Origin of the sequence: Pedobacter immunditicola (assembly GCF_037482985.1) — a bacterium.
In the GTDB taxonomy this organism is placed as follows: domain Bacteria; phylum Bacteroidota; class Bacteroidia; order Sphingobacteriales; family Sphingobacteriaceae; genus Pedobacter; species Pedobacter immunditicola.
The window spans coordinates 40,025-62,626 of record NZ_JBBHKC010000014.1 but is presented as its reverse complement, the minus strand read 5'-3'; the positions used below and the strand labels follow the sequence as shown (position 1 = coordinate 62,626).

17 protein-coding genes are annotated in these 22,602 nt (G+C 41.6%); 8 read left to right on the top strand and 9 right to left on the bottom strand.

Features of this window, described 5'->3' with window-relative positions; genetic code table 11:
- Positions 1–2: 2 nt before the first annotated feature.
- Genes WG905_RS19165 through WG905_RS19155 form a run of 3 tightly spaced genes read right to left on the bottom strand, consistent with a single transcriptional unit; the run spans position 3 to position 3,807 of the window.
- The gene (locus tag WG905_RS19165; RefSeq protein ID WP_339593376.1) at positions 3–2,381 is read right to left on the bottom strand and encodes a TonB-dependent receptor; all 2,379 of its coding nucleotides are present in this window, start codon (positions 2,379–2,381) and stop codon (positions 3–5) included.
- 13 nt (positions 2,382–2,394) lie between these two features.
- Entirely contained in the window at positions 2,395–3,243 is an 849-nt protein-coding gene (locus WG905_RS19160) for a 4-hydroxy-3-methylbut-2-enyl diphosphate reductase (protein ID WP_339593375.1), read from the bottom strand.
- A 54-nt stretch (positions 3,244–3,297) separates the two neighbouring features.
- Complete coding sequence (locus tag WG905_RS19155; RefSeq protein WP_339593374.1) at positions 3,298–3,807, bottom strand: phosphoribosyltransferase family protein; 510 nt, start codon at positions 3,805–3,807, stop codon at positions 3,298–3,300.
- A gap of 125 nt (positions 3,808–3,932) precedes the next feature.
- On the opposite strand from WG905_RS19155, the gene WG905_RS19150 reads away from it, so the two are divergent.
- Positions 3,933–4,643, top strand: coding sequence for a head GIN domain-containing protein (locus tag WG905_RS19150; protein WP_339593373.1), 711 nt, complete (start codon positions 3,933–3,935; stop codon positions 4,641–4,643).
- Positions 4,644–4,696: 53 nt separating this feature from the next.
- On the opposite strand, the gene WG905_RS19145 is transcribed toward WG905_RS19150, so the two are convergent.
- The 6 genes from WG905_RS19145 to kbl all read right to left on the bottom strand — a co-directional run bounded on the left by WG905_RS19145 (position 4,697) and on the right by kbl (position 10,288).
- Positions 4,697–5,101, bottom strand: coding sequence for a hypothetical protein (locus WG905_RS19145; protein ID WP_339593372.1), 405 nt, complete (start codon positions 5,099–5,101; stop codon positions 4,697–4,699).
- A 3-nt stretch (positions 5,102–5,104) separates the two neighbouring features.
- Positions 5,105–6,520, bottom strand: coding sequence for a 23S rRNA (uracil(1939)-C(5))-methyltransferase RlmD (gene rlmD / locus WG905_RS19140; RefSeq protein ID WP_339593371.1), 1,416 nt, complete (start codon positions 6,518–6,520; stop codon positions 5,105–5,107).
- A gap of 548 nt (positions 6,521–7,068) precedes the next feature.
- Entirely contained in the window at positions 7,069–7,644 is a 576-nt protein-coding gene (locus WG905_RS19135) for a TetR/AcrR family transcriptional regulator (protein ID WP_339593370.1), read from the bottom strand.
- On the bottom strand, positions 7,644–8,048 hold the full coding sequence (locus tag WG905_RS19130) for a Rieske (2Fe-2S) protein (protein ID WP_339593369.1): 405 nt from the start codon (positions 8,046–8,048) through the stop codon (positions 7,644–7,646). The genes WG905_RS19135 and WG905_RS19130 overlap by 1 nt, the downstream gene beginning before the upstream one ends.
- On the bottom strand, positions 8,048–9,085 hold the full coding sequence (gene pheS, locus WG905_RS19125) for a phenylalanine--tRNA ligase subunit alpha (RefSeq protein ID WP_339593368.1): 1,038 nt from the start codon (positions 9,083–9,085) through the stop codon (positions 8,048–8,050). Before pheS ends, WG905_RS19130 begins: the two co-directional genes overlap by 1 nt.
- 15 nt (positions 9,086–9,100) lie before the next feature.
- Positions 9,101–10,288 carry a glycine C-acetyltransferase gene (gene kbl, locus WG905_RS19120; protein ID WP_339593367.1) on the bottom strand — a complete coding sequence of 396 codons (1,188 nt, stop codon included), beginning with the start codon at positions 10,286–10,288 and terminating at the stop codon, positions 9,101–9,103.
- A gap of 134 nt (positions 10,289–10,422) precedes the next feature.
- On the opposite strand from kbl, the gene WG905_RS19115 reads away from it, so the two are divergent.
- The 7 genes from WG905_RS19115 (at position 10,423) to WG905_RS19085 (ending at position 22,599) form a co-directional block, all read left to right on the top strand.
- Positions 10,423–12,873 (top strand): DUF5686 and carboxypeptidase regulatory-like domain-containing protein, encoded by a 2,451-nt coding sequence (locus WG905_RS19115; protein ID WP_339593366.1) that lies wholly within the window; start codon positions 10,423–10,425, stop codon positions 12,871–12,873.
- A gap of 100 nt (positions 12,874–12,973) precedes the next feature.
- Complete coding sequence (gene trhO / locus WG905_RS19110) at positions 12,974–13,906, top strand: oxygen-dependent tRNA uridine(34) hydroxylase TrhO (RefSeq protein WP_339593365.1); 933 nt, start codon at positions 12,974–12,976, stop codon at positions 13,904–13,906.
- Positions 13,903–14,586, top strand: a complete 684-nt coding sequence (locus WG905_RS19105; protein WP_339593364.1) for a helix-turn-helix transcriptional regulator — start codon at positions 13,903–13,905, stop codon at positions 14,584–14,586. The genes trhO and WG905_RS19105 overlap by 4 nt, the downstream gene beginning before the upstream one ends.
- 243 nt (positions 14,587–14,829) lie before the next feature.
- Positions 14,830–17,895: a SusC/RagA family TonB-linked outer membrane protein gene (locus WG905_RS19100; protein WP_339593363.1), complete on the top strand. Its 3,066-nt coding sequence runs from the start codon at positions 14,830–14,832 to the stop codon at positions 17,893–17,895.
- A gap of 12 nt (positions 17,896–17,907) precedes the next feature.
- Positions 17,908–19,392 (top strand): RagB/SusD family nutrient uptake outer membrane protein, encoded by a 1,485-nt coding sequence (locus tag WG905_RS19095; RefSeq protein WP_339593362.1) that lies wholly within the window; start codon positions 17,908–17,910, stop codon positions 19,390–19,392.
- 92 nt (positions 19,393–19,484) lie between these two features.
- Positions 19,485–20,846, top strand: coding sequence for a glucoamylase family protein (locus tag WG905_RS19090; protein ID WP_339593361.1), 1,362 nt, complete (start codon positions 19,485–19,487; stop codon positions 20,844–20,846).
- Position 20,847: 1 nt separating this feature from the next.
- Positions 20,848–22,599 (top strand): family 43 glycosylhydrolase, encoded by a 1,752-nt coding sequence (locus WG905_RS19085; protein ID WP_339593360.1) that lies wholly within the window; start codon positions 20,848–20,850, stop codon positions 22,597–22,599.
- Positions 22,600–22,602: the final 3 nt, after the last annotated feature.

The window sequence follows — 22,602 nt, the reverse complement described above, 5'->3', positions numbered from 1 at the left end:
ATTTAAAATTCAAAAATAATACCAATAGAAGGTAAAATATTCCCACTGGTATTGTCCAGCAATTTGGTCTTAAAGCGTGAAGGATCTCCAGGCATATCCTGGGCCTGCCCTTCCACATCTCTGTCTAACACCAATTGCGGCTGTGTTTCGTACTTGTTATAAGTTAAATTTTGAATGTCCAAATATACGTTAAGGTTGAATTTCCTGAAAGGATACTTCTTATCCACCCGCAGATCAAACTGATAAAAATCCTTCAACTTATTGACATTCAATCTGTCATAATCCTGAACCCCTTGAGGGAACACGGAATAATTACTTTTTAATGATGAATACGAAATGTCGTAAGGCGTATAAGGCCCACCACCCGAATATCTGAATTTTGCCCCTATCTCCCAGTTATTTTTAAGGGTCTTTCCTGCGGTCATGCTTAAAATGTAACGGTTGTTCCAGCTAGACTGCACATATGCTTCACGTTTATCCTTAAACTCACTTCTATACAGCGTAAGGGCAAAAATACCATAAAAACCTCTGTTCAATCGTTGCTGGGCGAAAAACTCAACGCCATAACTTCTGCCATCGGTCACACCTGTTGAAGGCCTGTTTCCCACTACCCCAAAATCAGCACCAAGATTTGCCAGCGGAATTGTATCCCCCAATACCTCGATCAAAGGATATCCGGAATAGTGTTTATAAAAGCCCTCCACGGTAAACCTGGTATTTTTTAACGTATTGTATTCCAATCCGGACACCAATTGCGTGGATTTTATGTAGTCAACATGCTTATTGGACAAGGCATTGTCTGGGCCCGACCGGTAACCCAACAAGGTATAAGGAGGCAATTGATAGTAGATGCCAGAATTGAAATTGAAACTGATCTTCTCATTGAAATTATAAGAAGCTGAAAATCTCGGCGAAAAAGTTTTCAGCGGGTTATGCATTTGCGAGGCAAAGGTATTGCCATCAAAACGCAGTCCCACCGACAGGTTTAACTTTTCCTCAAAATAAGGCGCACTCAGCTGGGCAAAAAAACCATACTTCTGAAAAGTAAGGTGAGATTGATACTGATCCAAACCACCCGGTAAATATTGTAAAGTTTTGGTATTGTATTCGGCACTTTCAAGTCCTGCGCCAAAGTTGATCCTGTAAACCCCTTCTTTTGAAGTGTTTTCAAAACGCAGTTTATTTTCTATTTCACTTGATGCATAATCAAGGGTTTTTAGATCATTTTCGTTATTGTCTTTAAATTTATCTGCGCGGTTATTCAGGTAATTCCTGCTCAGTACTAAAGTAGAAAAGCCTTTTTGCCGGTAATTTTTATAAACAGCACCCAACGTGTAGTTTTCCTGGTTGTTTTCAGGAAGATTGGCAAGCAAGTATAAGTTATCCTCCGTATTTTCAGTACCGAAGTTCAGTTTTGATTTATCTATGGCACCCAGGCCAAGCAGGGTGAGCTCATGCTTAGGGTTAAACCTGGTTTTCAGTTTAAATTGAAAATCCTGGTAAGAAGGCAAAAATGGCAAACCCAGCAATTTAAATAAACCTTGCAGGTAAGATAAGCGGTAGGATGCAATAAAAGTGGTTTTTTTAGTGATTGGCCCTTCCACCGTAGTGGCAAAATCACTGGAACCCAAGGTTAAGGATGTCCCGATGCTATCGGGATTGCCGTCTTTTTGTGTGAACTCAAAAACCGAGCTCAGCGTATTGCCTCTTGAAGCTGGAAAAGCTCCTGAATAAAAATCAACTTCCTTGATAAAATCAACATTAATCAGTCCCACCGGGCCACCAGAGGAGCCTTGCGTGGTAAAATGGTTGATGGTCGGGATTTCAACGCCGTCAATATAAAACCTGTTTTCGTTTGGGGCACCCCCACGAATGATAATGTCGTTTCGAAAGCTCACCGGTGCAGATACTCCCGGTAAAGATTGTATCACCTTAGAGATATCCCTGTTACCGCCAGGGTTCCTTTTGATCTCCGTAGCACCGATGGTACGCAAAGACAAAGGACTTTCTAAAGGCTTGAGAAATCTTGGGGCTTCAATGACCACTTCATTCAGGGCACTTACTTCCGCTTCCAGCGCTACATCAAGAAATGCCGGCTTGGCATTGCTCACCGTAATATCGAAGGCAGATTGGCGCTTATATCCCAGGAGCGCAAAGTAAAGATGGTATACACCGGGGTTTAGCCCCTGGATACTGTAATTGCCCAAGCTATCACTTTTCACAGGACCTGAACCGCCCTGCACATAAATAGTTACCCCATCGAGTGCCACATTGCTGTAAGCATCAGTAATTTTACCTTTTATAACGCCAGTTTGAGCCATAGCCAGCTTGGCACCAAAAGCCATAAACAGAAGAAGGACGGTTTTTCGGAAATCAAACATGTAATGAGGCGGCTTAGTAAGCTAATAATCTTGCTTTCACCTGTTCCATTAACCACATCGGTGTAGAAGTGGCACCACAAATGCCGACTTTATCTGAAGGATTGAACCACGAAAGATCCAGTTCCTCTACGTTAGAGATAAAGTAGGTGTCAGGATTATATTTCTTGCAAACATCATGTAAGACCTTTCCGTTTGATGATTTCTTCCCGGATACAAAAATGATCTTATCGAAGTTAATGACAAATTTCTCCAGATCTTCATAGCGGCTGGAAACTTGTCGGCAAATGGTATCATTTGCTTTAACATCATAGCCCCTGCTGAGCAGCTGTTCTTTGATATGGTAGAATTTATCAGTGCTTTTTGTCGTTTGACTATACAAGGTGAATTTTGAGGGAAGATCAATGGTATCTAATTCTTCCAGGTCCTGAAAAACTATTGCTTTTCCATCGGTCTGTCCCTGTAAACCGATGACCTCAGCATGCCCGTGCTTTCCAAAAATGAGGATCTGCTCGTTGTCATCATGAGAGTTTTTGATCCTGTTTTGTAGTTTAAGCACTACCGGGCAGGAAGCATCTATTAAAGTAAGGTTATTTTTTAATGCGAGTTCATAGGTAGAAGGAGCTTCACCGTGTGCCCTGATCAAAACCTTTTCATTGTACAGGTTTGCCAGTTGCTCATGTTCGATGATACGGAGCCCTTTACCGGTAAGCCTTTTCACCTCTTCATCGTTATGAACGATATCGCCAAGGCAATAAAGATAGTCCTCCTCTGCTAAGATATCTTCCGCCATCTCAATGGCGTAAACAACACCGAAGCAAAAACCAGAAGCTTTGTCTATGGTAACAGCTAAATCGTATTTCATCACTTTTGAACCTTATGTATACAAAAATACATAAAATTTTTCTCCTCAGCTCATTTAGCTTAAATACACGCAATCTTCTGCGCCTTCCACATCAAGCACCACGTCAACATGTTCCTTTAAAACGGTAGACATTTGCAGGCCCACGAAGTCTGTTGCGATGGGAAATATTTTATGACTCCTGTCTACCAGCACCACAGTACGTATTTTTTTATGTGGCGTATTTAAGAATACCCCAAGGCCATAGGCCAGGGTTTTACCGCTGCTCAACACATCATCAACTAAAATAATGACTTTATTTCTCCATTCACTTTCTTCCTGATCTGTGCTGGCGATTAATTTGCTATTGGTCTTTTCAAGGTCTATCCGCAGGAGGACAATTTTGAACTCAGAAATCTTCAGCAACACTTCCCTTAACCTGATGGCAAGTTTATAACCCCTGTCCCATATACCTGCCAGTACAATTTCCTCTTCATCAAGGTTATCTTCCAGTATTTGATAAGCGATACGATTAATTTTTTGTTGAATTTGAGTTTTATCTAGAATTACTAATTGAGAATCAGCCATTGGTATACCTTATTTAGGTTACAAAAAGAAACATTTTAAGGTACATAATCAAATAATAGAAAAATATTTTCTTTTTGTTGCAACGTTTGACGGGTAAATGCGTCTAAAGTTTATAAAGATACCTCATGCAACAATCACAACCTTTAAAAGTCCTCGCAATTCTATTAATTGCTGCTACAAGTCTGGTTCAGACTACGTTTGCCCAAAAAACTAAAACCGCTGCCATCAGCAACTTCAACCAGGTAACGGTTTCCAGCGGGATAGATTTATATCTTAAACAGGGTAATACGGAAAGTGTAAGCGTTGTTTCGAATGCAGATTTGCTTAAAGACGTCATCATCGAAAAAAAAGGAAGCAGCTTAAACATCAGGTTTAAAAATAACATCAGCTGGGACCGCCTATTTAAGGGCTCAAGTATCAAAGCCTATGTTACTTATAAAACATTGAATTCACTTTCGGCAAGTGGCGGAAGTGACGTTTTCACCCAAAACACCTTAAAAACACCACGGTTTACAGTGAACGTTTCTGGTGGTTCTGATCTGAAACTAAATATCATGACGCAGGACCTGGATCTTCATGCGAGCGGAGGTTCAGATGTAGAATTAAAGGGCAAAGCCAATAACCTGGAAATCCACTCCAGTGGTGGCAGTGATATTGATGCCTTTGACTTTATTGTGGAAAATGCACGGGTAAATTCAAGCGGCGGCTCTGATGTAGATATTCATGTAACCAATGCATTGGAAGCAAGTTCCAGCGGCGGCAGTGATATCGTTTTTAAGGGAAAAGCTGCACTAAAAAACAACTCCTCAAAAAGCGGAAGTGTAAAAAGATTTTAAAACTGCCAGTTTTTTTAATCCCTGCCTGGAACCCCTCCTTGCAGGGATTTTTTTTAGTTTCTTTTCTGGTAAGGATAATAAATAAAGTTCGCCCCTTCAGGCACAATCACAAATACACACGCGTAATCTTCTGGCTTTTTATAAGCTTTTAAGAACAACGCTTTTTTCTCCGGTTTAATAATTCCTTTTTCAATAAATTCTTCAAAAGTTGAAGCCTGAATAGTCCATTCTGTATGAAGCTCTTCCCGGTCTAGTATCATTTCACCGATGTTCACGGTATGCTGATGAGCTATAAAAATAGGGTTGGCAGAAATGCCTTGCACCATAATTTCAACCGCCACTTCCTTGATCGACTCCGCATAAAAATCCAGGTCTTTCTCCAGGCTTACCAAAGGACTTTTTTTCTGTTCCTCTTTGTTACTTTCTGGTTGCTGAGGCAATAATTCTTCTATATCCATCTCTTATTTAACTAACTTTAATAAAACCACATTTTCAACATGCTGTGTATGAGGGAACATATCTACAGGCTTAATGCGTGTCACTACATATTTCTCCGTTAACAAGGCCAAATCCCTGGCCTGTGTAGCGGCGTTACAGCTCACATAAACAATTTTTTCCGCTTCCATTTCCAGCAAGCGCGCTACCACGTCGGCATGCATCCCTGCTCTTGGCGGATCAGTAATGACAACGTCTGGTTTACCGTGCTGAAGAATAAAATCAGCCGTCAGGATATCTTTCATATCTCCGGCATAAAAAAGCGTATTGTCGATTTTATTTAAATTTGAGTTGAACTTCGCATCTTCAATCGCTGTTGGCACATATTCAATTCCAACCACTTGTTTTACGTTACGTGCCACGAAATTGGCAATCGTGCCAGCGCCGGTGTATAAATCATAAACCAGTTCATCACCCTTTAAATCAGCAAAATCCCTGGTTATTTTATATAACTCATGTGCTTGGAGAGAATTGGTCTGGTAAAAAGATTTAATCCCGATCTTGAACTTCAGGCCATCCATTTCCTCAAAAATATAATCCCTGCCTGCATAAGTAATCACCTCCTGGTCAAAAATGGTATCATTCTTTTTTTGATTGACGATGTATTGTAAAGAAGTAATGTCAGGGAAGTTCTGTTGCAGATACGCCATCAAACCATCTATTTGTTCTTGCTCTACATAAGCAAATATAACGGCAACCATCACTTCACCAGTAGAAGAAGTACGGATAATCAGGTTACGTAAACTGCCTTCATGGTTACGGAGGTCATAAAAACTAAGGCCCGTGCGCAGCGCATAATTTCTCACCTGGTTTCTTAACGTATTCGAAGGTTCGGCCTGCAAGTAGCAGTGTTCGATATCAAGAATCTTATCAAACCTACCCGGAACATGAAAGCCCAAAGCATTTAATTCCAGGTTTTCCTGGTCGTCCATATCCGCTTTATCCAACCAGCGTTTGTTAGAAAAGGTATACTCCAGCTTATTTCTGTAATATTTATTTTCTGCAGAACCCAAAATAGGCTCCATAGAAGAGGTGTCAATTTTTGCTAAACGCTGCAGGGCAGCCTCTACATTCTTATACTTAAATTGTAATTGAGCGTCATACTGCATGTGCTGCCATTTGCAACCACCACAAGTGCCGAAATGCTGGCAAAAAGGGTCAGTTCTATAGGGAGAAGCAGTGTGCAGTTCTTCAATAACGGCCTCGGCAAAATTTTTCTTCTTTTTCGTCAGACGTACATCAACTACATCCCCCGGAACGGCTTTATCTACAAACACCACAAGCTCATCTGCCTTGCCTACACCTTTACCTTCTTCAGCAATATCTATAATATGCAAATTAGGAAGGATAGTAACCGTCCCTGATTTTCTGTTTCTACTCATTATGCGGCAAATTTAACGGTTTTTTTCATCAGAATATAATTTGTTTTTTAACGGTGATAAAGCTATCATACGATGAAGGGTTCAATTACAGACTGATAAGGGATGGGTTAATCAATAGCTACAGACACATCATTAACACGACCTGTTGAGTACCTACCTGCGACCTGTCTTTTATCGGTTTTCCGGTACGAGGTCGGTAGCAGGTATGTGGCTGATCGGTGTTGATACTGTCGTATTTGTAATTTTTCAGCAAAATTTGTGCTTAGGAAACAAGATCAGTCCTTAACTTTTGACATCAGGAATCCAGGGCATGAATAAATGCCTGCAAGATAGAAACCTGTATTTACTTTTTATTAGCCCAATATTTTAAGGATAAATCCAAAAAAACCACCTGCTATGTTAAAGCTCATATCAAACTTCTCATCTACCAAAACCGAAAATTCCAAAACCTCTTTGCTCATTGTAAATGACTGTGATACAACAAATATAAAGGTTTTAAAATTAGGGAAACAAAGGCCGATGTTAAGAATTTGTAAAGATAAAGAAGGCTATAATGCAGCCTTCACAAGAAAGGGAAGGAGCTCTTTCTGGAAACTCACAAAGTTTTTACGAACGTCAGCATCGCTGACTGAAGTAAAGGCGAAAGAAAACACAATACTTTTACTGGCTTTTAACAGAAATGCCAGTCCTTCTCTGCGGGAAGGGTTATTTTTAAAGTGATCCAGCTCCAGGTAAGCAGCCAGTAATAAAGACTCCAGCTGGTCAGAAAGGTGTTTTAAGAACTCCTGGGAGTTGGCATTTTCACGAACGAAGTCCCAGCCGATGAACTCATTGCACACCGTGTAAGTCAGCCGGCATGTTTTCATCACCAACGCTTTCAAATGTTCTTCCTCGTCGGCAAACTGCGCTTTGTTTTTCAATATTTCGTGCAGGTTCAGGTCGAGGTAATTCATGAGAATAGCATCAAGGATCTGCTCCTTGCTATCAAAATATTTATAGATGGTTGCTTTGGCAATTCTTGCTTTTTTGGCAACTTCATTCACACTGGTTTTATGATACCCGTATTTCCTGAACAGCTCCTTAGCAGATCTAAGTATATTTTCTTTAATTTTTTCTGGTTCCATTAATTTGTTATATGTAATTGCTGAAAACCTTGCGTGATGGTATAAGCCTTCAAATTCCGCACTGCCGGTGCCTTTGCCGGACTTCCATCGGTGAGCATAAATCGGGCTCCTGAACAAGGATCAGTTGCGGTGATGTTTCCTTCATCTGGCGTAACTTTACAGCCCGACTCCGGATTTACTGAACTGCACCGGTCATAAGCTTTATAACCGAATGCAGTTGAGACAATGAGTAAACCAGCTACACCTTGATCTGGCACCAGTAATACATTATTTGTTGCGCTGATTTTAAATTCCTGTATCGTGATCTTATAATTAACAGGCACATCAGGAATAAATGTTCCTTCTTTCGAACAACCGATGAATAGTGGAAGAAGAAAACATAAAGCAGCGTTATTCTTTATCATCAAATTAATGATGTTTTATATTGTTTAAGGAAACGCACATCATTCTCAGAGAACAAACGAAGGTCCTTAATTTCAAACTTCAAATTGGCGATACGTTCAATGCCCATACCAAAGGCAAAGCCACTGTACTTCTTAGAATCGATGTTACAATTTTCAAGCACATTAGGATCTACCATACCACAGCCTAATATCTCTACCCAGCCACTGTGTTTGCACAGCTGGCAACCATCACCCTTACAAATAGTGCAAGAGATATCCATCTCGGCAGATGGCTCCGTAAAAGGGAAATAAGAAGGGCGGAAACGTACTTTCGTACCTTCGCCATATAGTTCCTGCACAAAGTAAAACAAGGTTTGCTTCAAGTCTGCAAAAGAAACGTTTTCATCTACATATAAACCCTCCACCTGGTGGAAGAAACAATGTGCCCTGGCAGAGATGGCTTCATTGCGGTAAACACGACCAGGCATAATTGCCCGGAAAGGTGGTTTGCCCGCTTCCATCATTCTCACCTGCACAGAAGAAGTGTGCGTACGCAAAGCGATGTCTCCTTTTTCTCCACCTTTTTTGATAAAGAAAGTATCCTGCATATCGCGGGCAGGGTGTTCTTCAGGGAAGTTCAGGGCAGAGAAAATATGCCAGTCATCTTCTATCTCCGGACCTTCGGCAACGATAAAGCCCAGTTTGTTAAATATTTCAACAATTTCTCTTCTCACCAGCGCCAAAGGATGCCTGGCACCAACGTCGAAACCCGCTCCTGGTAAAGTCAGGTCTAATCCCGATTCGTTACCAGTAACTTCTTCTTCTCCTTGATCCTTTAAAGTCTGGTATTTTGCTTCAGCCAATTGCTTAAACTCGTTCAGTACTTTTCCTAATGTTCTTTTTTCTTCAGGAGAAACAGCTTTAAACTCATCAAAGATGTCCTTGATGATTCCTTTAGTACCCAGAAATTTTATTCTGAATTGTTCCAGCTCATCCGCATTTGCGGTTGAAAAAGCATTGATTTCGGCTGTGTATTGTGTTATCTTCTCTTGTAACATGGCTCCAAATATACGCTAAATAACACCCAGTTCCTTACCAACTTTGGTAAATGCAGCGATGGCTTTATCCAAATGATGTTGTTCATGTGCAGCAGAAAGCTGTACCCGGATTCTTGCCTTACCCTGAGGCACAACAGGATAGTAAAAACCAATCACATAGATGCCTTCATCAAGCATTTTGGAGGCAAACTCCTGCGCTAGTTTCGCTTCATACAACATAACAGGTACGATGGGGTGAATGCCCGCAGGAATATCAAATCCAGCTTCGGTCATTTTCTCACGGAAATAATTGGTATTACTTTCCAGTTTATCACGTAGCTCTGTCGTTTCACTTAACAGGTCAAGCACTGCAACCGAAGCTCCCGCAATAGCCGGCGCTAAAGTGTTGGAGAACAGGTATGGCCGTGAACGCTGGCGCAGCATATCAATAATTTCTTTTTTTCCGGCAGTAAAACCACCTGATGCACCACCCAAAGCTTTACCTAAAGTTCCGGTGATGATGTCTACGCGGTCGATAACCCCACAATGCTCATGGGTACCTCTTCCATTTTTACCCATAAAGCCCGAACAATGCGATTCGTCAATCATGACTAGAGCCTCATAGCGGTCTGCAAGGTCGCAGATTTTATCCAGCTGCGCTATAGTCCCGTCCATAGAAAAAGCACCATCGGTTACAATGATTCTGTTTCTGCTGCCAGCTGCTGCCTGCAACTGTAGCTCCAGGTCTTCCATGTTATTGTGTTTGTACCTGTAACGTTTGGCTTTACACAAACGAACACCATCTATAATGGAAGCATGGTTCAACTCATCAGAAATAATGGCATCAAGGTCGTTAAATAAAGGTTCAAAAACACCACCGTTCGCATCAAAAGCTGCAGCATAAAGAATAGTGTCTTCAGTACCTAAAAACGTAGATAACTTAGCTTCTAATTCTTTATGAATATCTTGTGTGCCGCAAATAAAGCGTACAGATGACATGCCATAACCATATTTATCAATTGCTTTTTTTGCTGCTTCAGTTACCCTTGGATCAGAAGACAAGCCTAGGTAATTGTTTGCACAAAAATTAATTACATTTTGTCCGGTGCTTACCTTAATGTCTGCACCCTGAGGCGTAACAATAATTCTTTCCCTTTTATATAACCCGTCTTTCTCGATTTGGTCTAGTTCTTGTTTAAGAATTGGTTGTAATGTTTTATACATTTTTATTAAATTAAGTTCCCAAAGTTAGGAAATTATCAATTATCACCCCTAACTTATTAAAGGCATTATTAAACGTGTATTTTAAAATACCTTTTTAAAAAAAAATACATGATATTTATATATTTAGGTTACATATGAAAAAAATCTTTTTTACGCTTTTATTCTTCCTGGCTATCGTCAGACCTGCTTTTTCTCAACAGCTACTCCTAACAGGTAACATAAAAGATCAACAGGGTATGACAGTGCCTTTTACTTCAGTATATATCAAAAACACCACCATTGGGACCTCAGCAAATATAGATGGTGTTTATATGCTGAAACTGAATAAAGGAGCTTATACCATTGTTTTTAAAACGATAGGATATAAGACAGTAGAAAAAGTGGTGGAACTGGATTCTAATGCGGTTGAAAATGTTGTACTCACACCGGAAACCTACTCCTTAAAAGAGGTCAGCATTAGTGCTAATGCAAAAGACCCCGCCTATGAAATTATTAAAAATGCCATTAAAAACCGAAAGAAACACCTGGAAGAAGTAAAAGAGTTCAGTTGCAATGTCTATATCAAAGGTGTACAGAAGTTAGTGGGTGCCCCGAAAAAGTTCTTCGGCAGGGATATACAAAAAACCCTGGACCTGGACACCAACCGGAAAGGCATTCTCTACCAATCAGAATCGCAGTCTACTTACAACTGCAGGAAACCCAATCATGTGCACGAAGAGATGATTGCTTCAAAAGTAGCGGGCCGAAATAATGCCTTTAGCTTTAACAAAGCCTCGGACCTGGAAATTAATTTTTACAACAACATCATTTTAGAAAATGTATTAAGTTCAAGAGGCTTTGTCTCCCCTATCGCAGATTATGCTTTATTTTATTATAAGTATAAATTGATAGGCACCACCGTAGAAAACGGTGTTTATATCAATAAAATAGAGGTAACGCCACGCCGAAAACACGACCCTGCTTTCCGTGGCTACATTTACATAGCCGATGACAACTGGAGAATACAGGGTACAGATTTATACCTGACTAAAAACACCGGCATCAACCTGATCGACACCCTGAATATTATTCAGCAGTTTACCAAAGTGGATAGCACCTATATGCCTTCCAATATCAACTTCACTTTTAATGGCAATGTGATGGGGTTTAAATTCGATGGTTATTACCTTGGTGTATTTAACAATTACAACCTGAATCCTAATTTTCCGGACAGTTATTTTAATGGTGAAATTCTAAAAATCCCTAAAAATGTAAATCAAAAAGATACGACTTACTGGAATGCATCGCGGCCTATTCCACTGAATCTGGAGGAAAAGATCAATTACATCAGAAAAGACAGCATCGCAAAAAGAAAGGAAAGTAAATTCTACCTGGATTCTTTAGAAAGGGTAAACAACAACTTTACGACGGCTAAATTATTGCTGACACATTACACGATCAATAACAGGTATGCGCAACACTCCGTTAAATTAGACCCTGTATTAAAGGCATTCATCTATAACACCGTGGAGGGCTTTGGAATCAACTATGGGTTCACCTTTACCAAAGAATTTGAGTACAACAGGAAATATAGCATCAGACCGGAAATAAGGTACGGGTTTGCAAGCCGCACCCTTACGGCAAACATCAGCGGGGATTATTATTATGACCCTGTTAAAAAGGCTCATGTAAGTCTCTCCATGGGTTCTGGCATCTATGACCTTAACCGTTATGGAACGATGAATTTATTATCCAATACCTTGAACACGCTGCTGTTTGAAAAGAACTATCCAAAGTTCTACCAAAAAAACTTTATCAACGGTGCAACGACCAGAGAAATAGCCAGAGGTTTGCAAGGTGCGGTGGCCATACAGTATGCCAGAAACAAGAACCTGGTTAATAATACCACCTTTTCATTCTTCGACAGAGATGACCAGGAGTTCACTTCCAACAATCCTTACACCCCGTTGGTAGAGACCCCTTTATTTCCTGATTACAATGCATTAACCACCAATTTATCATTGATTTATACTTTTGGCCAGAAGTACATTACACGACCTGACGGAAAAATTTACCAGGAATCTAAAGCGCCGCGGATAGAACTGACCTACCAAAAGGGGTTCAAAAATGTACTGGGCAGCGATGTAGATTATGATTTAATCAGCATGGAGGTTTATAAAGAGCGGATCAGTGCAGGCTTATGGGGCTATTCATCATTTGTGGTGGGTGCCGGAAAATTCCTGAACAATAATGTGGTATTTTACCCGGAGAGTAAACATTTCAGAGGTAACAACTCGCTGACCTCCTTACCGGATATCCGTAAGTTCTCTTTCCTTGATTTCTACCAGTACAGTACCGACCGCCATTATGTAGAGGCACACGTGGAACATAACTTCGCAGGACTGATCATGAACAAAATACCACTGATCCGTAAATTAAAACTCGAAGAAGTGATTGGCGGAAGCTACCTTAACCAGCCCCTGAAAAAGAATTACAAGGAGTTCTACTATGGTTTGCAAAGGCTTATCTTCAGGGTAACGTATGGCTATGCTTATGACGGCAATAGAAAAGTACATGAAGGCTTTAGAATTTCTTACGGCTTTTAAGTGCTTTGTACGATGCTGAAATAGAAAAAGCTATATTGAGATTAGGAAAAAATTGTACTTTTGCAATATTAAACGCCGTATGCAACGGTATCAATATCTTATGAACAAATTTCAGACACTCCTATACTATTGCTATAGTCCTATAGCTGACGCCGAACAATTCGCTGCTGATCACCTTACTTTTTGTAAATCCCTCGGTCTTGTAGGCCGTATTATTGTGGCAGAAGAGGGCCTTAATGGTACTGTCTCCGGAACCAAGGAGGCTTGCGAAGCTTATATGGCACATATCAAGGCAGATGAACGTTTTGCCAAAACAGATTTTAAAATCGATGATGTACCAGCACCATCCTTCATTAAAATGCACTGCCGTTATAAATCAGAGATTGTGCATTCAGGCTTAAGAGATCCTAATATCATTAATCCCAATATCCAAACGGGTAAACATTTAGCACCTGCGGAGTTCGAAAAGATGATTGATGACGAGGATGTGGTAATCCTTGATGTACGTTCAAATTATGAGCATAACCTGGGCCGTTTCAAAAACGCCATCACCCTGGATATTGAAAACTTTAGGGATTTCCCCGAAAAAATAAATGAGTTAGCACAGTATAAAGATAAAAAAGTGTTAACTTACTGTACCGGTGGCATCAAATGCGAAAAGGCATCTGCCTTGCTGCTGCACCATGGCTTCAATGATGTTTATCAGCTGCATGGCGGTATTATTAAATATGGCAAAGAAGCTGGCGGTAAAGATTTTGAAGGTAAATGTTATGTTTTTGACAACCGGATTGCGGTTGATGTAAATACTGTTAACCCAACCGTAGTTTCCAAATGTTATAACTGCGGAAAAATTACCCCGAAAATGATCAATTGTGCCAATCCCGAATGCAATGAGCACGTCACCCAATGTGATGATTGCGGAGAAACCTTATTGGGATGCTGTTCTGAAGTCTGTACCACTAACCCGCGCAGGCGCCCTTATGACGGAACAGGCTATTATGTGAAAGTTCCGCAGCCAGTCAATGTTACATGAAAACCGCAGCCGATTTCTTTGTACTAAGCCCAATTGATGTAAATTACCTGGGATTAGCTGCATTGTTAATCGTGTTCGTTGTTTGCTTTTTCGTTGGAAAGCGGTTTTATGAAAATAAGCTTCAAAAACACAGGGCTGATATCAGCGCAAAGGTACAACCGGAAAAAGAGGCGTTTTCAAAAAGAGAAGCTGAAGACCGGGATAAGCAGATTTCAAAAATACAGACAGAAAAATTGCAGGCAGCGCTTGCCGGTAAAAACCGGGAACTGGCAAACGCTGCCATGAACCTCGTTTACAAAAACGAGCTTTTGCAAAAGATCAGTGATGAGATCCTTAAAATTAAGGATGAAAATGGCAAGCCCTTGCCAGAGAAGCAGCTCCTGAAAATTCAAAAAGTGATTGACGAAGGAATGAATAATGAACGTGACTGGAATTTATTTGAGCAAAGTTTCAATGAAGCGCATGAAAATTTCTTCAAAAAGTTGAAGTCAGGGCATCCCGAACTTGTTCCCAACGACCTCAAACTTTGTGCATTTTTACACATGAACATGAGTAGTAAGGAGATAGCTTCATTGCTAAATATCTCACTACGCGGGGTGGAAATCAGACGCTACCGCTTAAGAAAAAAACTAAAAGTGCCTCATGATAAAAATCTGGTTGAATTTTTACTGGAATATTAGCGCTACATCAACACCTCTCCTCTGCCCCAGAAGTGCCGTAAAAATGAAGGTCAATTCGGGGCGTAAATCACTTGTAACTTCTTACTAACCAGACCAAATGAAAACATTTTCACCATCAACAATTTAATTAATGCTATACCTGCCGTTTTGATGCTTTTGGTGATGTAGTAATGTTGAGGTTGAAAATTTGCAATAGCAAAATAACTAGTGGAAATTTAATAGTGCAATCTAAACTAGAATACCATGGAAAGAAGTTTTACTAAAATTTCTGTTGTAACTATTCTATTTTTGCTATTTTTCAATGCCACTTACGCTCAGGACATTACAGTGAGCGGTGTGGTCACTGATGCTCAGGATAAAACCACTATCCCATCGGTTAGTATAATTGTAAAAGGCACCACAACAGGAACACAGACAGATGCAAATGGAAGGTTTGCAATTAAAGCACCGGCAACCAGCACCCTCGTGTTCACCTATGTTGGTTATGACACCAGAGAGGTTCCTGTAAATAACCAGACTACGCTAAATATTGCTTTAACATCATCAGCGCAACAACTCGAGCAAGTGGTAGTGGTTGGTTATGGTACGCAAAGAAAAGTTGATGTAACAGGATCAGTCGCATCCGTGGGTGGTGCAGAAATCTCCAAACAAGCTTCAACAAACCCCGTCAGCGCTTTACAAGGTAAGGTTGCAGGGGTTTCAGTAACCAATACCGGTGCACCAGGTTCTACACCGCAAATCAGGATCAGGGGTCTTGGCACCATTTACGGTAACCAGGCGCCCTTATATGTGGTAGACGGTGTTTGGTACAGCGACATCAATTTCTTAAATCCCAATGACATTGAAAACATCAGTATCCTGAAGGATGCCTCCGCACAATCCATCTATGGTATCCGTGCGGCCAATGGCGTTGTGCTGGTGACGACCAAAAAAGGAAAAATTAATGCCCCTACCACCATCAATTATGACGGTTATGTAGGACTTCAGAAAGTAACCAACCAGGTGGAGATGGCCAATGCGAGTGAGTTTGGAACCTTGATTAACGAATTGTATACCTCTAATAACCTCGACCCGCTATTTCCAAACCCGGAAAGCCTTGGCGCAGGCACAAGCTGGTATGACCAGATTCTGCAGAATGCCTTCGTCACAAGCCATAACATTTCAATACTTGGGGGAGGCGAAAGGTCAAATTTTAACGTTTCACTGGGTTACCTGGATCAGGATGGCATTATTGAAACTAATAATTTTAAAAGATATACCGCACGTGTAACAAACGATATCCAGATCTTCAAAGATTTGAAATTAGGATTTAACCTGACGGGTGTTTCTACCAGATCTGATGACATCCCAAATGCGATCTTTCATCAGTTGTATACTGCTGCCCCTGTGATTCCCGTATTTAATGCTGATGGCACTTATGGTGACCCTGAAGATTTCAATTTGGGTAACGCTGCCGCTTATAACCCTCAGGCTACTATTGACTTCTTTAACCAGGAATCACAGGATTACAGGGTTACCGGTAACATCTTTGCTGAATTGAAATTCGCTGACCACTTCACCTTCAGAAGCAGTTTCGGAGGTGAATTTGGCCAGGCCCAATCAAGAACCTATGCGCCGGTTTATGAAGCTACTTTTACCCAAAGAAGGGACATCAGTGTGCTGGATTTAAAACGTGTGGAAACCCGCAACTGGATCATTGAAAATACGCTGACCTATCAGAACACTTTTAACGAGGACCACAATTTAACGGTGCTGCTGGGCCAGTCGGCACAGGCCAATAAAGGATACACCGTTAACGCAACTGCAGAAAATGTCCCTTTCAATACGGATGCAGATTTGTATTTAAGATTAGGAAATACGGACTCCAGATTTGTAAATGATCAGGGTACGTTAATTAAATTTGCATCCTATTTTGGAAGAGTAAATTACGCTTTCCAAAATAAATACCTGATAAACGCTTCCATGAGGGCGGATGGTGCTTCTCAATTCTTTGGCGAAGAAACCTGGGGATATTTCCCTTCTGTGGGTTTAGGTTGGGTGGTTACCAGTGAAGACTTTATGGAAAATCAAACCATATTTAGCGCCTTAAAAATCAGGGGAAGCTGGGGTAAAGTAGGAAATGCCAGTGTGCCGGTAAACCCTACGCAGGCATTAATTGCACAAACCGCAAGCCTTGTTGCTTTTTTCGGTGATGCCATCTATACAGGCGCAAGCAGAAATACCCTCGTTCCTCCTTCTATTGTCTGGGAAAAAGGAATTGGAACAAATATAGGTTTTGAAGCATCCTTTTTAGATAGCAGGCTAAATGTCGAAGGAGATTACTATAACAGAAAAACGTCAAGGGCTATATTCGCCTTACCTATCCTGGGCTCACTGGGAACGGTTGACAACCAGATTTTAGGCAACCAGGCTGATATTCAGAACAGAGGTGCTGAACTTTCTATCGGCTGGACGGCAAGTACGGAAGGAGGATTGACCTATCGAATCAGTGGAAATATTGGCTTAAACAACAATAAAGTATTAGATGTGGTATCTGGAAGTACACCCATCTTTTCTGGAACCTTAGGCATTACCAACGGTGCATTGGCAACCAGAACGATCACAGGTGAACCAATCGGACAATTTTATGGCTATCAAACTGTAGGTGTTTTCCAGAATGCTGCCGATATCAGCAGCTCGCCAACACAGGCAGATGCAGCTCCTGGAGGATTTAAATACCAGGACACCAATGGTGACGGAAGGATTAACTCATTGGATAAGGTGGTGTTGGGAAATCCAAATCCTAAATACACTTATGGTATAAACACAAGTTTTGAATACAAGAACTTTGACCTTGCCCTTGATTTTCAGGGTGTAGCGGATGTTGATATTTACAATGCAAACCTTGCCTTCCGATTTGGAAATGAAAACTTTACCAGGGACTTTTTTGAAAACCGCTGGCGTGGTGAAGGCACCTCCAACAGTTACCCATCTGCTAATATTGGATCCACTGCAAACTCAGCACCGAATTCCTTCTTCGTTTCCAGCGGCGCTTATTTTAGGGTAAGGAATGCACAAATAGGTTATACTTTACCAGGTAATATTCTTGAAAAATGGAAAGTAAAAAAGATCAGAATTTATGCAAACGCGCAGAATGCCATCAACATTTTCGGGTATAAAGGCTTTAGTCCTGAAGTGGGTCCGGAGCCAGTAGATCCGGCTTCAAAAATTTCAACTTCAGTAACGAACACGACGCTGAATGGCGGTATTGATGCCAGTGTATACCCCTTGTTTGCCACTTATAATTTTGGTGTCAACCTTACATTTTAATTCGTAACGACCATGAAAACAATTCATATCACTTATAGAAGAATCCTTACAGGTTTTACTTTATGTATCGCGCTAGCAACAATCGTTTCCTGTAAAAAAAGCTTTTTGGATGTACCTGAACAAGGCCAGCAAAACGCCGAAGCCTTTTGGCTAACCGCAGAGGATGCTGAAAAAGGCGTCAATGCCATTTATGCTAACCTGAGATCCTGGGAAAATACAGCATTTCCTGCCATCGCTATTGAAAGTATGGGCGCTGACGAAGCGGAAAAAGGAAGTAGCCCTACTGATGCTACCTTTTTCCTGGAATTCGATCAGTTTAAAATTGACCCTGCACAGGGACAAATTTCTGGTTTTTGGAACGGACAATACAGAAATATCAATTATGCAAACCAGGTATTAGACAATGTACCGGCTATTACCATGGATGAAAATTTAAAGGCCCGGTATCTTGCTGAAGCAAAATTTGTAAGGGCTTTATCTTATTTCAGGCTTGTCCGCGCATTTGGCGGTGTGCCCTTGCGCTTAACTGTACCAGCTGATGCCACTGAATATAATATTCCCAGGGCATCTGCTCAAGAGGTATATGCCCAGATTGAAACCGATTTAACGGAGGCCGCAGCCGTATTGCCACAGTCTTATGGGGCTCAAGACCTTGGCCGTGCCACAAAAGGTGCTGCTTTGGCTTTACATGCAAAAGTAGCCATGTATTTAAAAAAATGGAATGATGTACTCAATTACACCAACCAGGTAATGGGTTTCGGTTATGCTTTACTACCTGACTTTGAGAAAGTATTCAGACTGGAAAATGAAAACAGCAGTGAATCTGTTTTTGAGATACAGGCTGCTTTAGTTCCGGGAAATACAGGCGCTTCAAACTCTCAATATGCCCAGGTTCAAGGCGTAAAAGGGAGTATTGGCGGAGGCTGGGGATTTAATGTTCCAACAGCAGAGTTAGCTGCAGCATTTGAGCCCGGTGATCCTCGCAGAGATGCCACCATTATTTTCCGTGGCGAAACTACACCAGAAGGTGATGTGATCCCTGCAACTGGAGATAATCCAATGTATAACCAGAAATCATATGTGCCCTTTTCTTTATATGTAACCGGTTATAACGAAGGTGCACAACAAAACTACCGGGTTTTACGCTATGCTGATGTTTTGTTAATGAATGCTGAGGCAGCTAATGAATTAGGCAATACAGCACAGGCATTATCATCGTTGGAAATGGTCAGGGCCAGGGCACGCCAGGGCGATCCAAATATCTTACCACCGGTTACCACCACTGTTCAGGCTGAATTGAGATTGGCGATCTGGAGAGAAAGACATGTAGAACTGGCCTTGGAATATGACCGTTATTTCGATGTGATCCGTCAGGGAAGAGGAGCGGAAATATTTGGGCCTAAAGGTTGGATTGCAGGCAGAAATGAGGTTTGGCCACTACCACAGACAGAAGTTGACCTGAGCGGGGGGGTATTGACACAAAATCCGGGTTATTAAGATATCTTATATATAGTGAAGAGGCCAATCTGAAAGTTTCATCATTCGGCATGGCAATCACCATACGAAACAGTCTTTTTTAATTTTTCCAGATGCTGAAACTGAAAAACTATTATTCGCTGTTGTTGCTATTCGCCTCCTGCACTATCCTTGCTCCTGAACCTGCAGGGGCACAAAAAACTAATAACAAGATTTCGGCTGATTTAAAAATAAAAAAGAACCTTACAGACGATCAGTTGTTTGACCTTGTCCAAAAACAAACCTTCAGGTATTTCTGGGATTTTGCACACCCGGTAAGTGGCATGGCACGTGAACGCAGTAACAAAGCACCTAACTACGGACCAGAAGTGGTAACCACCGGTGGCACCGGCTTTGGCCTCATGGCCATTATCGTTGCGGCCGACCGTAGGTTTATTCCCCGCGAACAGGCAGCAGAGCGGACAAAAAAAATTGTCGACTTTCTGTGGAAGGCTGATATGTTTCATGGTGCTTTCCCGCACTGGCTAAACGGAGAGACGGGGAAAGTGATCCGTTTCAGTTTAAAAGACGACGGTGCTGATATTGTGGAGACCTCCCTGCTGTTCCAGGGTCTGCTGACTGCACGTCAATATTACAACGCTGATAACGAAGTAGAAAGAACCATCAGGAACAAGATCACCTGGATGTGGGAGGCCGTGGAATGGGATTGGTTTACGCAAAACCAGCATGTGCTTTACTGGCACTGGAGCCCGAATAACGACTGGAGCATGAATCACCCGATCAGGGGATGGAATGAATGTCTGATCACCTATATACTTGCCGCCTCCGCACCAAGATACCCCATTGAAAAAAGAGTTTACGTGGATGGCTGGACGCACAGCAGGACCTTTTATAACGGGCGCCAGTACCATGGCATTACCCTCCCCTTAGGTGATGAATATGGTGGCCCCTTATTCTTTTCCCATTATTCCTTTCTGGGCCTTGATCCCAGGGGTTTAAAAGATCAGTTTGGTGACTACTGGGAACAAAACAAAGCCCACACCCTGGTTAACCGTGCATACTGTATAGAAAACCCTAAAAAATATAAAGGTTATGGAGCGAACAGCTGGGGTTTAACGGCAAGTGACAGCTGGAAGGGTTATGCAGCTCATTCGCCAACAGAAGATTTGGGTGTAATTAGTCCGACGGCAGCACTGTCCTCTTTTCCCTATACGCCCGAATATTCCATGCAGGCTTTAAGGCATTTTTATGAAGATATGGGCGAACAGCTATGGACGGAATATGGTTTTGCCGATGCTTTTAGTGAGCAACACCACTGGGTAGCAAAATCACATCTCGCCATAGACCAGGGGCCGATCATTGTGATGATTGAAAATCACCGCAGTGGATTAATATGGAAGTTATTTATGAGTATTCCGGAAGTTCAGAACGGATTAAAATACCTGGGCTTTACAAGTCCTGCAATTGCAAAATAACATGTTTAACAAACAAAATATCCTTTTTATCGTGCTGGCATTCTTTTGCACACTACCTGTGTTGGCGCAAAAGAAACAACTTACTTATTGTAATCCGGTTAACCTCGATTACGGCTACACCCCTATTCCCAATTTTTCGGAGCAAGGAAGGCACCGTGCCACTGCCGACCCGGTTATCGTGATCTATAAAGGCGATTATTACCTTTTTTCTACCAACCAATGGGGCTATTGGTGGAGCACTGACCTCTACAACTGGAATTTTGTCTCCAAATCTTTCCTTCGGCCCGAGCATAAAGTTTATGATGACCTTTGTGCGCCTTCCGTGTGGGTACAAGGAGACACCATGCTGGTGTTTGGTTCTACCTATTCCAGGAACTTTCCGATATGGCAGAGCACCAATCCAAAGGCAAATGAATGGACAGAAGCCGTTCATGAATTTGACATAGGCGGTTGGGACCCTGCACATTTCGTCGATAATGACGGAAGGCTGTATATGTATAATGGCAGCAGTAATGTTTATCCATTGTATGGCATAGAATTGAACAGAAAAACATTTGAGCCAATTGGTGCCAGGAAGGAATTGCTGCTACTGAATCCTGATCGTTTTGGCTGGCAGCGTTTCGGTGAGTACCTGGACAACACCTTTCTGGAACCTTTTACAGAAGGAGCCTGGGTGAACAAGTACAAGAACAAATACTATTTTCAATTTGCAGCACCAGGTACGGAGTTTAGTGGTTATGCTGATGGGGTTGCTGTCGGGAAATCTCCCCTTGGCCCCTTTGAGCAGCTATCCCTCCCTTTCGCCTACAAGCCCGGAGGTTTCGCCCGCGGTGCCGGCCACGGGGCTACTTTTCAAGACAAGTGGAAGAATTACTGGCATGTAGCCACGGTGGTGCTAAGTGTGAAGAACAATTTCGAAAGACGCATCGGAATCTGGCCTGCAGGTTTTGATAAAGATGATGTACTTTATATGGATGCTGCATTTGGCGACTACCCTCATTATTTACCCTCGGGGGCTGCTGATCACTTGAAAAGTGGCTTTACAGGCTGGATGTTACTGAATTATAATAAGCCGGTGACCGTATCGTCTACGCTAGCCGCTTACCAGCCAAATTATGCCGTCGATGAAAGCATAAAAACCTATTGGTCCGCTGCTTCAGGGAACAAAGGCGAATGGCTGCAAAGCGACCTTGGCAGACTTTCAACCGTAAGGGCTGTACAAATTAATTATGGGGATCAGGATGCCAAATTTTTAGGAAAACAGCAGGGGATCTATCATCAGTATAAGTTATGGTATTCGGCTGATGGAAAAAACTGGGAAGTACTCATCGATAAGAGTAACCACAAAAAAGATGTGCCTCATGATTATGTGGAATTAGATAATCCTGTTAAGGCCCGTTTCATCAAGCTGGAAAATATACATATGCCCACCGGCAAGTTCGCCATTAGTGGTTTGCGGGTTTTTGGCAACAGTGAAATTCCAAAGCCTGCTAAAGTGAAGAACTTCATTGTACTGCGGACGGAGAAAGACAAAAGAAGTGCCTGGATAAAATGGGATATGGTTGATAATGCTTATGCATATAACATATATTTGGGTATACATCCCGATAAACTGTATAACTGCATTATGGTTCACCATAGTAATGAATACTGGTATAAAGGGATGGATAAGAATAAACCTTACTATTTCAGCATTGAAGCCATCAATGAGAAGGGTTTATCTGAAAGAACCAAAGTAATTAAGGTAAACTAAATA

Excerpts from the sequence above, each read along its gene's own strand:
- WG905_RS19160 (WP_339593375.1), bottom strand. The coding sequence starts at position 3,243 with ATGAAATACGATTTAGCTGTTACCATAGACAAAGCTTCTGGTTTTTGC.
- WG905_RS19105 (WP_339593364.1), top strand. The coding sequence starts at position 13,903 with ATGAAAACCGCAGCCGATTTCTTTGTACTAAGCCCAATTGATGTAAAT.
- WG905_RS19085 (WP_339593360.1), top strand. The coding sequence starts at position 20,848 with ATGTTTAACAAACAAAATATCCTTTTTATCGTGCTGGCATTCTTTTGC.
- WG905_RS19100 (WP_339593363.1), top strand. The coding sequence starts at position 14,830 with ATGGAAAGAAGTTTTACTAAAATTTCTGTTGTAACTATTCTATTTTTG.
- WG905_RS19150 (WP_339593373.1), top strand. The coding sequence starts at position 3,933 with ATGCAACAATCACAACCTTTAAAAGTCCTCGCAATTCTATTAATTGCT.
- WG905_RS19135 (WP_339593370.1), bottom strand. The coding sequence starts at position 7,644 with ATGGAACCAGAAAAAATTAAAGAAAATATACTTAGATCTGCTAAGGAG.
- WG905_RS19095 (WP_339593362.1), top strand. The coding sequence starts at position 17,908 with ATGAAAACAATTCATATCACTTATAGAAGAATCCTTACAGGTTTTACT.
- WG905_RS19145 (WP_339593372.1), bottom strand. The coding sequence starts at position 5,101 with ATGGATATAGAAGAATTATTGCCTCAGCAACCAGAAAGTAACAAAGAG.
- WG905_RS19165 (WP_339593376.1), bottom strand. The coding sequence starts at position 2,381 with ATGTTTGATTTCCGAAAAACCGTCCTTCTTCTGTTTATGGCTTTTGGT.
- trhO (WP_339593365.1), top strand. The coding sequence starts at position 12,974 with ATGAACAAATTTCAGACACTCCTATACTATTGCTATAGTCCTATAGCT.
- WG905_RS19130 (WP_339593369.1), bottom strand. The coding sequence starts at position 8,048 with ATGATAAAGAATAACGCTGCTTTATGTTTTCTTCTTCCACTATTCATC.
- WG905_RS19090 (WP_339593361.1), top strand. The coding sequence starts at position 19,485 with ATGCTGAAACTGAAAAACTATTATTCGCTGTTGTTGCTATTCGCCTCC.
- WG905_RS19155 (WP_339593374.1), bottom strand. The coding sequence starts at position 3,807 with ATGGCTGATTCTCAATTAGTAATTCTAGATAAAACTCAAATTCAACAA.
- kbl (WP_339593367.1), bottom strand. The coding sequence starts at position 10,288 with ATGTATAAAACATTACAACCAATTCTTAAACAAGAACTAGACCAAATC.
- pheS (WP_339593368.1), bottom strand. The coding sequence starts at position 9,085 with ATGTTACAAGAGAAGATAACACAATACACAGCCGAAATCAATGCTTTT.
- rlmD (WP_339593371.1), bottom strand. The coding sequence starts at position 6,520 with ATGAGTAGAAACAGAAAATCAGGGACGGTTACTATCCTTCCTAATTTG.
- WG905_RS19115 (WP_339593366.1), top strand. The coding sequence starts at position 10,423 with ATGAAAAAAATCTTTTTTACGCTTTTATTCTTCCTGGCTATCGTCAGA.